The organism is Vibrio sp. 970, from assembly GCF_033339075.1.
The window spans coordinates 260,504-274,309 of sequence record NZ_JAWOTW010000002.1 but is presented as its reverse complement, the minus strand read 5'-3'; the positions used below and the strand labels follow the sequence as shown (position 1 = coordinate 274,309).

Here is a 13,806-nt window from a genome sequence, read left to right as displayed (position 1 = left end):
TCTGCTCGCCGCTTTGAAGTGAACTCAAGGTGCATAACTATAAGGAGTGTTCTCATGAATACCAAGAAACCGATGTCGCTTACCAGCCGCGTAATTTTAGGTATGGTTGCGGGTATCTTGACAGGATTTGCAATTCGCACACTTTTTGCCGACAACGGATTTGTCGACGCATACATTGTTAATGGATTATTCGAAGTTGGTGGACAGATCTTCGTTGCCAGCTTAAAAATGCTTGTTGTACCGCTAGTATTTGTTTCGTTAGTTTGTGGTACTAGCTCTCTCAAAGACCTCTCTACACTGGGTCGCATGGGCGGTAAAACCCTCGCTTTCTACGTTACGACAACGGCTATCGCGATTACGCTTGCTCTAACTATGGGTACTCTATTCCAGCCAGGGGCAGGGGCAGATCTAACGGCAGCAAGTTCATTCAAATCAGCCGAAGCGCCATCTTTAGGTCAGGTGATCATCGATATGTTCCCGACCAACCCAATCAGCGCAATGGCAGAAGGTAAAACTCTGCAAGTTATCGTGTTCGCCGTGCTATTCGGTATCGCGATCAGTGCAGCGGGTAAACCAGGCGAACGCATCGCAGCATTCTTCTCTGATCTGAATGAAGTGATCATGAAGCTGGTCGCGATTTTGATGAACTTGGCGCCTTATGGGGTGTTCTTCTTAATGGCGAAGCTATTCACTGGTCTTGGTCTGGGCGCGATCGTCAATCTGGCAGAGTACTTCTTAGTACTGGCTGGTACGCTTGTCCTACACGGTCTAGTTACTTACAGCTTAATGTTAAAAGGTTTCACAGGTCTAAACCCAATTACGTTCCTACGCAAGATGGAAGACGCGATCATGTTTGCTTTTTCTACAGCATCATCGAACGCGACGATTCCAGTGACAATGGAAACAGCAAAGCACCGCATGGGTGTTGAGAACCGTGTATCATCGTTCACTGTACCACTTGGTGCAACCGTGAACATGGACGGTACGGCGATCATGCAAGGCGTAGCAACTGCGTTTATTGCTCAAGCTTTCAATATTGATTTAACTATGGGCGATTACCTAATGGTTATCATGACGGCAACTCTGGCGTCTATCGGTACCGCAGGTGTTCCTGGTGTGGGTCTAGTAATGTTGGCAATGGTATTGAACCAAGTAGGCCTGCCTCTAGAGGGTATTGCACTTATCATGGGTGTTGACCGTCTTCTTGATATGATTCGTACCGCGGTAAATATCACTGGTGATAGTGCTGTGACCGTCATCGTTGCGAAATCAGAAGGTGCATTGGATGAAGCTCGCTTCAACGACCCAATGGCAGGCGTAGCCGAAGAAGAAGTGCACCTGAAACGCGCTGACGCCTAAATCGTTCTACGATTACCATCCTGAAATTATATAGTCCTGTCTAAAAGAAAACCCCGATGGAAACATCGGGGCTTTTGTTTTCTCCGCGTCTAGAAATGCTCTTTCTAATCCACCATCGAATTCAGCTTTTCTCTCGCTTGTTCTTCATGCTCGTCGGTGATGGCATTGCCGACCGAGTTCGCCGCCAGAGTCAGTGCCGCCATATCATCAGTAAAGCCGACGCCTGCTAGTACGTCTGGCACCATATCAGTTGGTAGGACGAAGTAAGCCAGCGCGCCACCTAGTATAGCCTTGTGGCGAACTGAGGTGTTGGAATCTGCCATCGCGAGCCATGATTTTATGCCCATTACGGCAATTTCTTCACCCGCTTTCTTAACCGACCCTTTCATTTTTCGCCAGAATGTTTTCTCATCTGGCGCTTGCATCGTTTGATCTTTGGCGTCTTTCGGCGCCGATTTTACAGACATTGTTGTGGTCATCGTTGCCTCCGAAATTTATGACTATGTCCAACATATTAATAAATCGAACCTGAACGCAAGATTAATAACAAGAAATGATAGTAAAGTGAAACACAGATAGAAAAATCCCCAAACCGAAGTCCGGGGATTATTGCCTTGGAAACAAAAAGTCTTGGAAAACATAAGTTTTGAAACCAAAAGCTTTGGGAGCCAAGCTTTAGAAGCAGAATGCCTTATTGAACAATCTTCTCCAGTACACGTATCAACATTTTGATACGTGGTTCAATAGACTCAAGCAACAAGTACTCTTGATCGCTGTGGAAGCCCGCACCGATAGGTCCTAGACCATCCAAAGTTGGAACACCAAGAATCGCCGTGTTGTTTGCATCAGAGCCACCACCTACTTCTTTCCAGTTGATGTCGATCGCCAGTTCACTTGCGGCTTCTTCAACTAGCATCATCAGGCTTTCTGTTTGTGGGCTTGGCACCATAGAAGGCTTATAAGCTTCACGAACCAACTCAATTCTCACGCCACCAACGAATGGTGTTTCCAGCATGCCATTTAGCTTGCTATCGACATCATCGTATTCTTCGTTGCTCCAGAAACGCACATCCACGATCGCTTCCGCGTGCTCAGGGACGATGTTCGCACCGTTGCCGCCAGAAACAATACCGACGTTCAGCGTAGTACCAGATTCAAAGTTGGTCATTGCATTGACTGCAAGAATCCAATTCGCCATCTCAGTGATTGCGCTGCGACCATTTTCTGGCTCGTTACCTGCGTGAGCTGCAACGCCATTAAAGGTCATTTTGTAGCGAGCCATGCCTTTACGCGCTTTCACTAAACCGCCATCTGCACGTGCTGCTTCTGCAACCAGTACATTCTTAGCGTTTTTCGCTACTGATTGAATCCAATCCACAGAGTCCAGAGAACCCGTTTCTTCATCTGGGTTCATGCAGATAGCGATAGACAGCTTATCCAACACCGCTTGGTCTAGGTTGCGCATCGCGTATACGATGTTTAGCAAGCCAGATTTCATGTCCGAGACGCCCGGACCGTAAGCTTTCTCTGCATCTTGAGACATTGGACGAAGCTCAGCAGTACCCACGGGGAACACTGTATCCATGTGACCAATCAGCATCACGTCGATTTGCTCAGCTTCCGGCTTGTTTCGAACTTCAAGACCGATGCCCGCTTTGCCACAGTCGATGCGTTTTACGCTCCAACCTGACATCGCTTGGTACTTCTCTTCAAATTGAGAAGCGATAAACTCGATACCATCAGTCGTGTAAGTGCCACAATCCACATTAATCAGCGGACGTAGCTCTTCTAGATATTCATTTAGAGAGAATTGCATGACTCACTCCTAGACAAACAGATTCATCACCAGCATTGCGCCAAATGCGTTCAATACTGAGATTGCAATCATAACTGGGATGTAACGACCTTCAGTACCGATTGGCCCCATGATACGACCCATGTACTGAACTTGAGAGCCCATTAGGTAGATAGCAGGTGCAAGAATCGCAATGTGCGTGCCGTTAAGGAGACCTTGGTCAAACAGCGTGATAACCACACCCACTGCGCCACCCATCGACATCCAAGCACCGATCAATACCGCTGCAGCTTCACCCGGAAGACCAAACACCGCCATGATTGGAGAGAACACCGTGCCCATCAGATCCAGCGCGCCAGTGATTTGTAGCGCCTTGATGATAACAAATGCCATCAATACGTTAGGCACCGTAGAGGTAGTCGCAATCACCCAACCTTTCTTAGCACCTTCGACGAAGATATCCGTCACCATTGGTTTTTTCGCTTTAACGTCACCCATTATGCCGTCTCCTCTTTTAAGTTCTCTGATTTGTTTTGGTCTTGCTTGTCTTCTTTACCTTCCGTCATGTTCAGGTAGATACGGAACAGGTTCGCGCCGATGATCTTAAATGCGAACATCACCACAACTGCTAAACCAATAGAAGACGTTACTGCTAGAGAGCCGTCAGCCATCGTCAGTGTGAACAGCACAGCACCCGATGAGAAGAAGTTCACGATGGTTGCACCTGCAGTGAACTGGAACATGGTAAATACGTCCGTTTCACGCTTAGTTAGGTGACCTTCATCTTTTAGCTGACGCGTCATTGCCGCACCTGCATCGGTACTTTGTAGAGAAGCAATTAAAGCCAGACCAGAGTTACCAGGGATGCCCATTAGAGGACGTAGAAGAGGAGTAAGAAGCTTACGAGCTGCTTCAAGTGCACCGTAGTGCTCAAGTACGTTGATCATACCTAAGGCGAACATAACAGTTGGAATCAAAGTAAGTGCGAAAATGAAACCGTCGCGAGCACCGCTACCACCAGTACCGCGAAGCGACGTTGTTGCAACTTGCACACCGTCAGCCGTTTCGGTGACACCATACGCCACCTTGCCGAAAGAGCCATTGAGCGTTGTAAAATCGAATACACCGTACCATTCGCTAGATTGCATCAGGCCAGAAAAGAACACAACCGCAAACGCCAGAGCAACGTAGCACCCCAGTGTAACTTTACGCTCAGTTTGAACAGGAATTTTCATAACATTACCTACACATGTGGAACTTAACACATATGTTCACCTGAATAATGTGCTAGAGAGATGATCAAAATCAATCCGCCTGCCGAACATTATCGCGACTCAGTTATGAAGTTTTGTTTTATGATTCCAATCACAATTGAAAGATAATAAAAATTTGTGCCAACAATTAGGTATTTTAATCTATATCGATAGCTCACGACTTCTTCATCAACTCAACAAATGATTCTGACGAATATTGCTTTCTACAACATTCATGACGTACTTCATACTTTGGCATTGAGGCAATATCGATTAACTCGAAAGTAACATTCAGCCACGAAATTTAGGTTAGGATGGTCCGGTCATATGTAAACGGCATAAACCAGAATTAACAGGACTATACGACCCATTGTTACGCTCACAACCTAAAATAGCCAAGTGGACACTCGCCCTCGTGCTTTGGGTGGTGATGATATGCTTAAGCCAAAATTCTGGTTTCTCGAAAAGCTGCCCGAAGGCTCACCAAATACAGAGTCAGCAAGATGAGAGTGTGAATTTATCACCATCTTGCGACCTTTCAGAAAAGCTGGTTCAAGCGTACCAACATCAGTTTGATCATATTCTTATTCCATTTTTTCTGTTTGCTTTGATTGTGGCGCTGCCGATGACAACCACAGCAATTCGTTATCTGGAATACACAGAACCGATACCGGAAAAGTATCGGGTTCACCTAAAACTTTGCGTGTTTAGAGAATAAAGCCAGCAAGGCGAGAGACCTTTCTGCCTGACTTTTGTACATATTTTATTCACTTCACATAACAAACAACGAAATTTAAAAGTTTTAGGAAATATTATGACATTCACTCGTACACTTTTGGCGTTAACGATGGCTATCGTATCTGCCGTATCTTTCGCATCAGAAAAGACCGCAGAACAAAAGCTAGAGGAAGTTAATCAGATACTAAAAGATAACCCTCAAATTCTTGATTCATTGCACCAAAACCTTCAAGAGTACATTGCGTATCAACAGTCATTTGGCGACACCTTGAAGGAGGTTCGTCAATATCTAAGTGATGGCAAACATTCCTCTTTTGGTGCTGAAAACCCTGAGTTAACCATTATTAACGTAACAGACTACAGCTGCCCTTTTTGTAAACGTTTAGAAGGAGAGCTGGTCAAAGTTGGTAAGGAATATCCGCAGGTAAAAGTGCTTAACCTCAATGTCTCTTTTAAAGAACAATACGAGAAAAACGGCTACAACTCGGCAAGTTACGCATTAAATGTTTGGCAAAACCAGCGAGATAAATACGAACAAGTGCATGAGTTATTGGTGAAAAAACCGGGCGCACATGACGCACGTTCGTTAAATCAAATCGCGAAGAAAACGGGGACAGAAGCGCAGCTTTTCGACGACAAAGAGACCAAAGCGTTGCTTGATAAAAACTATCAGTATTTCACGCAACTTGGTTTACGCGGCACGCCTGCGTTGATCATTAATGATCAAGTCATTCCTGGCTATGTGCCGTTTGACGAGCTAGAAAAAGTCATCGACCAAGAACTGGCGAACTAAAACAACAAAGCCCTTCCCTGATAACTCAAGGAAGGGCTTTTTCTATCTAGGCTTAAAACGAAGTTCTAACTACTTGTCGCGACCCACAAACGCCACAACGACTTTGTCATTGCCAAGCGAGCGAGAGAACACGTACGCGCCTTCTTGTTCAATTACTTGATACTGACCCGCACCAATCGCTGGGTGCGCTTTACGGAACTGACCAAGAGTTTGCCAGTGTTTGAGCAGCGCTTGCTTCTCATCAGATAGCTTCCATACCATGTCAGAACGAGTGCCTTGGTGGAAATCGTCCGCGTAAGGACCAATGTTACGACCAACTTCATCACCATAATAAACCTGAACAGCACCAGGACTCAGAAGCAGTGCATTCGCGGCGTTACGCTGCATACCGTAATCTTTGAAGCGAGAGAAGAACAGCTCGGTATCGTGAGAAGACATGTAGCTCACAGGGTTAAAGTCTTTCTCATTGGCGATAGTGTCCGCATAGCTTTGGTAAGTGTCTGCCATTTGGCTGAAACACGCCGCGCCTTTATCTAATTTCTTCTGCATGTCGAAGTTAATCAACGCATCAAAGCCATCGTCAAAGTAAGGGCTGCGATAAGCGGTATGTCCCCATACTTCACCTATCATCCAGAATGGCTGACCTGACTTACCGTTCTCTTTACGCCACTGCTCAAGGCTGCTTGATGCCTCTTCTTTCAAGCGTTTCCACACATCGCCTTCAACGTGCTTCACCGTGTCGACACGGTAACCATCAATACCAAAGCGTTTCACCCAATCAGTTTGCCACTCAATTAGGTAGTCCGAGACGGTGTAATTATCACGCGCCTCAACGCGAGTGCCAGGGTTATCCAATAGCCATTGAGCTGGCTTCACGGCTTTGTCTGATTCAGTGATAAAGTCAGGCAAACCCGCCAATGACATGGTAATATCACTGCTGCCCGGAGCTGGGTATCCCGGTAGACCTGTTCTTACCCAGTCACCGCCCCACCATTTCGCCCAGTTTGGACTCTGGTAATCAATATTCTGGTGGTAGCTATGCCAATTTTCACCCGCTTTTGGTTGCCAATCCCCCCACTTCTTAGGTAGTTCAGCGTTTGGTTTTAACACCTCAATACCATCAAATTGCAAATCGGCTAACGTTGAGTAACCGGTGTGGTTGATTACTGCGTCCATCAATACTTTAAGGTCACGTTTGTGTGCCTCTTCCACCAGCTTTTTCAGGTCATCTTCGTTACCGAAGTTCTCATCAATCTTGGTGAAATCACGCGTCCAGTAACCGTGGTAAGCGTAGAATGGGAATGAGCCGCTATCGCCGCCACCCACAAAACCGTGTACTTGCTCAACGATTGGCGACAGCCAAATTGCATCTGTACCTAGGCTCTTGATGTAATCTAGCTTTTCGATCACGCCTTTTAGGTCACCACCGTGGAAGGTACCAATCTCTTCTTTGCCGTCTTTCTTGCGCCCATAGCTGTTATCATTGCTGGTATCGGCATTGTTAAAACGGTCGACCATCACGAAGTAAATGTTGGCATTACGGTAATCAAACGGTACTGCTTCTTTGGTTTTCTTCACTGGCTCTAGTAGCACCAAACCGCCGGAATCTTTGCTTGGTGTCAGCGATACTTGCTGATCTTTTACTTCGACCATTTGACCAGAATAGGCATCACGCAACTTGGTGCCATCGGGGAAACTGTCACCCAGCGCGATGGTGACTTCGCCGCCTTGGTAAACCTCACATTGCACTTGTGGGATTGGGCGTTTGAATTCTGTCTTGGCAGCTTTCTTAGGTTCACGCTTGAAGCGTAGAGTTTTGGCTTCCGCATCAAAAGCAAAAGAGTAATCGCCAGTAAAACGGATTTTTAACGGCAGTTCTGTTGGTTTTCCGCAGTTCAGCGCGATAGGTTTGTTGAATTTGACCTTCTGACCATCAGGCGCGACACAGTCGCCTTCAACACCCGTGATTTTGAGCGTGTATCCGTCTTTGGTTAAGGGCACAACCAAAGGTTGCTCTGCACTTAAAGGAAAGTCACGGCTGTTGGTCGTGGTAGAAATGGTGATGTTTGGCTCGGCGATGGCACTTGCCGATGCAAGCAATAAGGTCGTCGTAATCAGATTCAGTTTCATCGTTCAGTCCATTGGTTGCGCATAGGCGCAGTATTCGTGTTGTAGTTTTATTCACACTAATAGTAAATGGATGAAAAACTGAGCACATCATTCTGAAAAGCTACGCCCTAAAGCTTGTGACGCTTCACATTTTGCTTTTATGGGGGCGTAGTTCTACTTATGAGCAGGGTAAAAAGGAGTTTAAAGCTGAACGCTACCAAGGTTACGCATTTGTCTCATCGCCCAATTGACGCGGCTGATGGTGTAAGAAGTCTGAGGGTAAACTTTGATGCGATACGGATTTGGCAGCACCACCGCAAGCCTTGCTGCTTGGCGTGTTGAAAGTTGTTTAGCAGGAATACCAAAGTAGTTTTGCGCAGCGGCTTCCGCGCCATAAATACCTGGACCAAACTCCACCACATTCAAATACACTTCAAGAATGCGTTTTTTACTCCACATTGCTTCCATCAGCAGAGCAAAATAAAGCTCATACGCTTTGCGCACATAAGAGTGTGAAGGAAACAGAAACACGTTCTTTGCAGTTTGCTGAGTAATCGTGCTCGCACCGCGAGAGGGACCGTTCTCGCCAGACTCTGAGATCACTTTAAACAAGGAATCAAAATCCACTCCGTAATGGGTCGGGAACTTTTGATCTTCTGTCGCAATCACGGCCAGTTGAATGTGTTTAGAAATATCACTCAAAGGCACCCATTCATTTTGACTCTCTTCAGGAAATCCTTCAGGAGGAGAAATTATGCGGCTGATCTTCCATCCCCAAATTGGTGGATCGATGTATTTCACTATGCCAACGAGCATCACTGGTAAAAGCAAAAGCACCAATAAGATATTGAACAGAAGGGATTTAATCTTTCTCAAAGTCCGACCTAGCCTGATTTCATAAAACAATATGATGCAAGTATAGAGTATGCAGTCTGTTTATCGTTAGTGAAAACTTGGTTAAAAAAAAGCCCGATTTACAATGTAAAACGGGCTTAGAATTTGATTAGACTAAATTATTTGTGCAGCTTGTAGAACACGGTTGAAAGTGGTGGTAAACGAAGCTCAAGTGATTGAGGCAGTGATTCACTTTCGACTTTTTCCGTTTTCACACTGGTTAGCACTTTAAAATCGCTGCCGCCGTATTTGCTGTCGTCCGTGTTCAGCAGTAGTTCGTATTGACCTACATTTGGAACGCCTAAACGAAAACGCTCGTGTGGTACGGGCGTAAAGTTAGTGATGATGAGAATACGCTCACCTTCTTGACTGATACGCTCGTGCGCTAGGATACTCGCATCCGCTTCGTCTTGTAGACGCCACTCAAAACCCGCAGGGACACAATCTTGATCGTGCATCGCCGCTTCATTTCGGTACAAGTGGTTCAAATCGCGCATCAGCTTTTGCACGCCTTGATGACGCTCATATTCCAGCAAGAACCATTGCAACTGATCATCGTGGTTCCACTCCGCCGTTTGGCCAATTTCCGCGCCCATAAAGTTCAGCTTTTTGCCCGGTTGACCATACATATAACCGTAGTATGCTCGTAGGTTTGCGGTTTGCTGCCATTCATCACCCGGCATCTTGTTATGGATAGAGCCTTTGCCGTACACCACCTCATCGTGAGAGAGAGACAAGACGTAGTTCTCGCTGTGCGCATAAACCAGCGGGAAGGTGATGGTATTGTGGTGGTATTTGCGGTGAACAGGATCTTCTTTGATGTATGAAAGACTGTCGTGCATCCACCCCATATTCCACTTGAAGCCAAAACCTAAACCACCCATAAAGGTTGGCGCAGACACCCCCGGAAACGCCGTTGACTCTTCCGCAATCGTCATCGCATTCGGGAAGTGCTTGTACACTTCTTCGTTCATCCATTTTAAGGTTGCGATTGCGTCGTAGTTTTCGTTGCCACCATCAACGTTCGGGACCCACTGATCGTGGCTACGTGAATAATCGAGATAGAGCATCGACGCAACAGCATCGACACGAATGCCATCAATATGGAATTGTTCAAACCAGTACAGCGCATTCGAGACAAGGAAGCGACGTACATGTTCACGGCCTAAATCGTAAATGTAGGAGTTCCAATCTTGGTGCCAACCGCGACGAGGATCTGGATCATGGAACAGAGGCGTACCATCAAAGTTAGCTAAACCATGGTCATCCGATGGGAAATGCGCCGGAACCCAATCCAGCACCACACCGATACCAGCTTGGTGACACGCATCCACGAAGAATTTGAAATCATCCGGAGAGCCGTAACGGCTAGTTGGCGCAAATAAGCCAACGGGTTGATAGCCCCATGAACCATAGAATGGATGCTCAGACACAGGCATCAGCTCAACGTGGGTGTAGCCCATATCCACAAGGTATGGCACCAACTGCTCCGCGAGTTCGCGGTAGTTGAGGAAATCACCGTTCTCGTCGCGCTTCCATGATCCAGCATGCAGCTCGTAAAACGATAACGCTTCATCACGCTTTTGTGTCACTGCGCGGTTTTGCCATTTCGCATCTTGCCATTGGTAACGCCTGTGATCGTAAGTAATGGATGCGAACGATGGGTATTGCTCAGAGTAGAAACACCAAGGGTCTTGTTTGTGTGGCAGCCCTTCCCCATTTGGCCCTTTGAGCTCAAATTTGTACTGAACGCCTTCTTCTAAGCCAGGAATGAACAAACCCCAAATGCCATAATCTAAACGTTGCATTGGGTGACGACGACCATCCCATTGGTTGAAGCAACCGACAAGGCTAACAGCCGATGCATGCGGAGCGTAGACAAGGAAACGAACACCGGAAATGTTTTCACCGCCACGTTCTAGCGTGACAAAGTGTGCGCCCATGTAGTGATACATGTCTTTTGGCGTATGCAGATGCTCGTACTCTTGGTAGATATTGTGGTACTGGTACGGGTCATCAATAATTTGTTCAACACCATTCCAATCGACCGCTAAACGGTAGTGGGTCAGGTGTAAATCGCGTTGTTCTTTTAAGATGAAACCGCTGTCGCCATCACGCTCAAGCGCCACGCGAGGTTCACCATTAACAAGCAGTTCAACCTTGTTTGCGCCCGGCATCCAAACTCTCAGCAAAGCTTCGTCGTCAATGAATGGACCCAGCGCCGCAAATGGATCTGAGTAAGCCGCCTCAGCAAGCAGTTCGTATGCGCGTTCGTGTTGTTTCTTTATTTTCTTGGTTTTGGTGGTTTTCAAATCTTTCTCCCTAGAGCCAACATCCTTTTCAAGACCAGAGATCTGAATCAAACATCGGTTTCTCCACAGCCAACGTTGTGAACTCACAAAAAGACTCCGCTTCTCACGTTCGTTGCGTAAACGGCGTCAAAATACAAAAATGCCCGCTATTGTCGCGGGCATAATAACGGTACTTCATCCTAACGGATTGTGTTTTAGGAATGAGTGACCTAGACGGAACTTTCGTACCTCTGAGCTAACAAAATTGGTAATCAGCTCGTCCATCTACGCCACTCTAGGCATCTTACTTACTCGCCTGTGCGCGAACTTCAGTAAGGCGTTTAGAAATACGATTCACATCTTCACGGCTGAAGATTTCATCTAGGTTCATCGACAATTTACGACGCCAGTTTGGATACTCATCCACCGTACCAGGAATATTGACAGGTTGATCCATTTCTAGCCAGTCTTCAAGCTGAACGCTAAGCAGTGCAGAGTCACCCGCGGCTACGTGCAGTTGCAGCGCTTCGCTTAGGTATGAATCCATTGGCACGTACTGAGCATCATGACCAATGCCTTCTGGCAGATAGCCATGCCAGCGAACACTGTCTAGAATGCCTTGTTTGCACTTCAAGCGGTCAGCGAATAGGCCTTCCAACTGCTGCTCATCAGGGTACAGACCAATCTCACGCCCCATCTTCAAGTCATCACAGTGCCAGAAACCGCGTAGTGTTGGCATATCGTGCGTACACAGCGCAGCCATAGACTGCTCAGCGTAGTGCTTCGGAGAAATAAAACCGCCGTCGTCTTTTGATGTTTCGAAGAAGAAGACTTTGTACGAATGCACACCCGCATCACGAAGGATATCAACGATTTCATCAGGTACAGTACCCAAGTCTTCACCGATTACAGAACACTGATGACGGTGAGATTCCAACGCTAGGATTGCTAGCATGTCTTCAACTGGGTAGTACAGGTATGCGCCTTCTGTCGCTTTCTCGCCTTTTGGAATCCACCAAAGGCGAAGCAGGCCAAGTACGTGGTCGATACGCAATGCACCACAATGCTTCATGTTAGCACGTAGCAATTTGATGTAAGCGTCGTAGCCAGTCGCTTCTAAAACCTGAGGGTTAAGCGGAGGCAGACCCCAGTTTTGGCCTAGTGGACCAAGTACATCTGGTGGCGCACCGATGCTTGCATCCAATACTAGCGCGCCTTCGTCAGCCCATGTTTCGCTGCCTGAATCTGCAACACCAACCGCAAGGTCACGGTACAAACCCACAGCCATGCCTTTTTCTTCGGCTAGCGCTTGCGCTTCTTTGATTTGATCGTCTGCGATCCATTGCAGGTACATGTACAAGTGAACACGATCTTGGTTGTCCTTAATGTACTTCTGAGTACCAGCTGCGTCGAATGTGCGGTATTTCTCAGGGAATACTGGCCAGCCCCACATGTTTGCATCTTCTGCATGTAAATCAGCATGAAGTGCATCGAATGCAGCTTGATGTAGCAAGCTGTCGCCGCCTTTTTCAACAAAGTCCAAGAAGGCACGAGCGCGATCGGTGTTCTTGTCTAAATGGCGAGCTTTAAACTCACTGAATAGCAGCGGAAGAACGCTCATTTTTAGTTGCGAAACTTCGGTGTAATTCACCCAATGAGAGTCTCGCGCTTTTTGTAGACGTTGTTGGAACTCTGCGCTACCCACTCGCTGTTGTGCTTCTGCACTAAGCGCGAACTCAGGTACAGAGCTTACGTCGATGTACATGATGTTCAGCCAGCGACGAGAAGACGGGCTGTATGGGCTTGCCCCTTCTGGATTCGCAGGGAACAGCGAGTGAATCGGGTTCAAGCCAATGAAGTCACCGCCACGAGAGGCAATATCACTCACCAGTTGTTTTAGGTCACCAAAATCACCGATGCCCCAGTTATGCTGAGTACGCAGTGTGTAAAGCTGGATACTAGGACCCCATAGCTTTTTGTGTTGGTTTAGATCGTCTTGTTTGAAACACGCTTTCGGCGTAATGATCAATGACATCTCGTAAGGTGTTTTACGACGCTTACGACTGATGATCAGTTTGTGATAACCCCAAGCCAAGTTCTTTGGCAATGCAAACACTAGAGGGCCACCCTCAGCACGCTCATCACGAACAATTTGGGACTGAAGATAGCCTTCAAGTACCTCTCCTTGTTCTGTTTCTAAACGCCAGCTGAATTCACTCTCACGAGCACTCGTACCTAGGTTTAGTTCCACTTCGACTGGTTCGCCGTCGCGTAAAACAAGAATAGGGGCTAGTACGTCTTTTTTATGTTTCTTTTCAGCAGAAGCCAGTAGTTTTTCATCACTGCTAGTATCGTAGCCAAGCGAAGCGAGCAAGCGGCGTAGCGTCTCCTCAGACACTTTAGCCTCATCTCCCCAAGCACTGACATAGCTATCAGCCAATCTCGCCATTTCCGCGACTTTCTTTAATGCTGTTTGTTCTTTCATCGCTTTCTCCGAAGGTAATACCAACACCTTCCATGTAGGGTTTTATTGTTATCAATAACTTCTTTTGGAAAATGACCAAAGGTAGCGCT

General features: G+C 46.8%; 11 protein-coding genes. 3 read left to right on the top strand and 8 right to left on the bottom strand.

The genetic code is table 11. The features are described from left to right. Positions 1-54: 54 nt before the first annotated feature. Positions 55-1,359, top strand: a complete 1,305-nt coding sequence (locus R7Q11_RS03735) for a dicarboxylate/amino acid:cation symporter (RefSeq protein ID WP_017820133.1) — start codon at positions 55-57, stop codon at positions 1,357-1,359. A gap of 104 nt (positions 1,360-1,463) precedes the next feature. On the opposite strand, the gene R7Q11_RS03730 is transcribed toward R7Q11_RS03735, so the two are convergent. The 4 genes from R7Q11_RS03730 to R7Q11_RS03715 all read right to left on the bottom strand — a co-directional run bounded on the left by R7Q11_RS03730 (position 1,464) and on the right by R7Q11_RS03715 (position 4,389). Then, positions 1,464-1,838: a YkvA family protein gene (locus R7Q11_RS03730; protein WP_047102406.1), complete on the bottom strand. Its 375-nt coding sequence runs from the start codon at positions 1,836-1,838 to the stop codon at positions 1,464-1,466. Between the two features lie 212 nt (positions 1,839-2,050). Continuing rightward, on the bottom strand, positions 2,051-3,175 hold the full coding sequence (locus R7Q11_RS03725; RefSeq protein ID WP_205391344.1) for a M20 family metallopeptidase: 1,125 nt from the start codon (positions 3,173-3,175) through the stop codon (positions 2,051-2,053). A gap of 9 nt (positions 3,176-3,184) precedes the next feature. Next, positions 3,185-3,652, bottom strand: a complete 468-nt coding sequence (locus R7Q11_RS03720; protein ID WP_158173260.1) for a YjiG family protein — start codon at positions 3,650-3,652, stop codon at positions 3,185-3,187. Continuing rightward, the gene (locus R7Q11_RS03715; protein WP_005374846.1) at positions 3,652-4,389 is read right to left on the bottom strand and encodes a nucleoside recognition domain-containing protein; all 738 of its coding nucleotides are present in this window, start codon (positions 4,387-4,389) and stop codon (positions 3,652-3,654) included. The genes R7Q11_RS03720 and R7Q11_RS03715 overlap by 1 nt, the downstream gene beginning before the upstream one ends. A gap of 448 nt (positions 4,390-4,837) precedes the next feature. On the opposite strand from R7Q11_RS03715, the gene R7Q11_RS03710 reads away from it, so the two are divergent. Both R7Q11_RS03710 and R7Q11_RS03705 read left to right on the top strand, forming a co-directional pair. Further along, the gene (locus tag R7Q11_RS03710) at positions 4,838-5,125 is read left to right on the top strand and encodes a hypothetical protein (RefSeq protein WP_049872671.1); all 288 of its coding nucleotides are present in this window, start codon (positions 4,838-4,840) and stop codon (positions 5,123-5,125) included. A gap of 96 nt (positions 5,126-5,221) precedes the next feature. Continuing rightward, positions 5,222-5,938 (top strand): DsbA family protein, encoded by a 717-nt coding sequence (locus R7Q11_RS03705; protein WP_225466198.1) that lies wholly within the window; start codon positions 5,222-5,224, stop codon positions 5,936-5,938. 69 nt (positions 5,939-6,007) lie between these two features. On the opposite strand, the gene R7Q11_RS03700 is transcribed toward R7Q11_RS03705, so the two are convergent. The 4 genes from R7Q11_RS03700 to malQ all read right to left on the bottom strand — a co-directional run bounded on the left by R7Q11_RS03700 (position 6,008) and on the right by malQ (position 13,717). Further along, entirely contained in the window at positions 6,008-8,068 is a 2,061-nt protein-coding gene (locus tag R7Q11_RS03700) for an alpha-amylase (protein WP_225466197.1), read from the bottom strand. A 180-nt stretch (positions 8,069-8,248) separates the two neighbouring features. Continuing rightward, a complete protein-coding gene (gene mtgA / locus R7Q11_RS03695; protein ID WP_053303908.1) occupies positions 8,249-8,923 on the bottom strand; it encodes a monofunctional biosynthetic peptidoglycan transglycosylase in 675 nt (224 codons plus the stop codon). Positions 8,924-9,060: 137 nt separating this feature from the next. Then, the gene (glgB, locus tag R7Q11_RS03690; RefSeq protein WP_405531563.1) at positions 9,061-11,253 is read right to left on the bottom strand and encodes a 1,4-alpha-glucan branching protein GlgB; all 2,193 of its coding nucleotides are present in this window, start codon (positions 11,251-11,253) and stop codon (positions 9,061-9,063) included. Between the two features lie 283 nt (positions 11,254-11,536). Further along, entirely contained in the window at positions 11,537-13,717 is a 2,181-nt protein-coding gene (gene malQ, locus R7Q11_RS03685) for a 4-alpha-glucanotransferase (protein WP_225466196.1), read from the bottom strand. Between the last annotated feature and the right edge of the window lie 89 nt (positions 13,718-13,806).